Genomic DNA, 328 nt, shown 5'->3' on the forward strand with positions numbered 1-328 from the left:
GGTCTTGGATCCATGCAGGGCTGATGTGCCATGCTTGTTCGAGGCCTAGGCTGGCATTGTCTTGGTGGTCACTGTGTTGGTGTTTGCTTTGTACTGAGCCTGCGCCTTCTTCTTGTTCGAGGGCTGTGGCTTGCCAGCGTTGTAGGTGAACTGCGGTGGGTTGTAGGCTGCGTTGTCCGATAAAACTGGTGATGCTATCAAATTGTTCTGTCGCATCACTACGGTGGTAGCGGATGATGCGTCGGTTAAGCGCTTGGTATTGGCTGTTGTCATCAATCAGGCGGAGCTTTTGTGCTTCGATCGGGCTGTTGTTGCTCGGTACAATCGG

The 328-nt window shown here is 53.0% G+C and carries 1 pseudogene; it reads right to left on the minus strand.

What is annotated here, in order from left to right:
• A pseudogene (locus AC1M89_RS14800) lies at window positions 1-328 on the minus strand (type VI secretion system tip protein VgrG); the annotation flags it as partial.

It is taken from the genome of Acinetobacter sp. ANC_7635, from assembly GCF_056779945.1.